The organism is Vibrio sp. 10N.261.52.A1 (assembly GCF_002876325.1).
GTDB classification, from domain to species: domain Bacteria; phylum Pseudomonadota; class Gammaproteobacteria; order Enterobacterales; family Vibrionaceae; genus Vibrio; species Vibrio chagasii.
The window spans coordinates 1-1,877 of the sequence record NZ_MCYD01000082.1; the positions used below are offsets into that span (position 1 = coordinate 1).

General features: G+C 46.3%; 1 protein-coding gene. It reads left to right on the plus strand.

Translation table 11 applies throughout. The features are described 5' to 3' along the window. Positions 1 to 151: 151 nt before the first annotated feature. Positions 152 to 1,877: arginine--tRNA ligase (gene argS, locus BCT81_RS01150; RefSeq protein WP_102423028.1), on the plus strand; the 1,726-nt coding region annotated here is incomplete at its 3' end.

Genomic DNA, 1,877 nt, shown 5'->3' on the forward strand with positions numbered 1-1,877 from the left:
AAATTGGTATGATTACTGCCATTTTTGTGAACTTAAACAGTGTCTGTTGTTCATTTCGGCATTAAATCGTTAACTAGACGCATAATTAACCAAATTTAATGACCTCGAAATAACGGCCACTCTTATCATCCTTGAATTGAAGGAAACGCGTGTGAATATCCAAGCACTTATTAATGACAAAGTATCTCAGGCTCTAGAAGCCGCTGGCGCACCTGCAGGCTCTCCTGCTGCTGTTCGCCAATCTGCAAAACCACAATTTGGTGACTACCAAGCAAACGGCGTAATGGGCGTTGCTAAGCGACTAGGCACTAACCCGCGAGAATTTGCTCAGAAAGTATTGGACGTTCTAAACCTAGACGGTATCGCTTCTAAAGTTGAGATCGCAGGTCCAGGTTTCCTTAACATCTTCCTAGATGAGGCTTTCCTAGCAAAACAAGCAGACGCAGCACTTGCTGACTCTCGCCTTGGTGTTGCGGCAGCTGAAGCACAAACCATTGTTGCTGACTACTCAGCGCCAAACGTTGCAAAAGAAATGCACGTTGGTCACCTGCGTTCAACAATCATCGGTGATGCCGTTGTTCGTACACTGGAATTCCTAGGCCACAAAGTTATCCGTGCTAACCACATCGGTGATTGGGGCACTCAATTCGGTATGCTTATCGCAAACCTTGAGCGCGTTCAGGCTGAATCAGGTGAAGTTTCAATGGAACTTGCTGACCTTGAAGGCTTCTACCGTGAATCTAAAAAGCTTTACGACGAAGACGAAGAGTTCGCAGTTAAAGCACGTGGCTACGTAGTGAAACTACAAAGCGGCGACGAGTTCTGCGCAGAGATGTGGAAGAAGCTTGTTGACGTAACAATGATTCAAAACCAACGCAACTACGATCGTCTAAACGTTTCACTAACGCGTGATGACGTAATGGGCGAAAGCATGTACAACAACATGCTTCCAGGCATCGTTGCTGATCTTAAAGAGCAAGGTCTTGCTAAAGAAGATGACGGCGCACAAGTTGTATTCCTAGACGAATACAAAAACAAAGATGGTGACCCAATGGGCGTTATCATCCAGAAGCGCGACGGCGGTTTCCTTTACACAACAACTGATATTGCCTGTGCAAAATACCGTTTTGAAGAGCTAGGCGCAGACCGCGTTCTTTACTTCATCGACTCTCGTCAGCACCAACACCTAATGCAAGCTTGGACTATCGTTCGTAAAGCAGGTTACATCCCTGAATCTGTTTCTCTTGAGCACCACGCGTTCGGCATGATGCTAGGTAAAGACGGTAAGCCATTCAAGACTCGTGCAGGCGGTACGGTTCGTCTAGCTGACCTTCTTGATGAAGCAGAAGTTCGTGCAGCACAACTGATCGAATCTAAGAACCCAGAACTAGCAGAAGACGAGAAGAAAGCGATCGCTAACACAGTTGCAATGGCAGCGGTTAAGTACGCAGACCTTTCTAAGCACCGTACTACTGACTACGTGTTCGATTGGGACAACATGCTTGCGTTCGAAGGTAACACAGCACCTTACATGCAATACGCATACACTCGTGTTGCTTCTGTATTTGCGAAAGCTGGCGTTTCTATGGACGCTCTTGAAGGTGAAATCAAAATCACTGAAGAGAAAGAAAAAGCACTTATCGCGAAACTTCTGCAGTTTGAAGAAGCAGTTCAATCTGTTGCTCGTGAAGGTCAACCACACATCATGTGTAGCTACCTATTCGAACTAGCAGGTCAGTTCTCTAGCTTCTACGAAGCATGTCCTATCCTAGTAGCAGAAGACGAAGCGGTTAAACAGAGCCGTCTGAAGCTTGCTGCCCTAACAGCGAAGACAATCAAACAAGGTCTGTCGCTTCTAGGCATCGAGACTCTAGAAC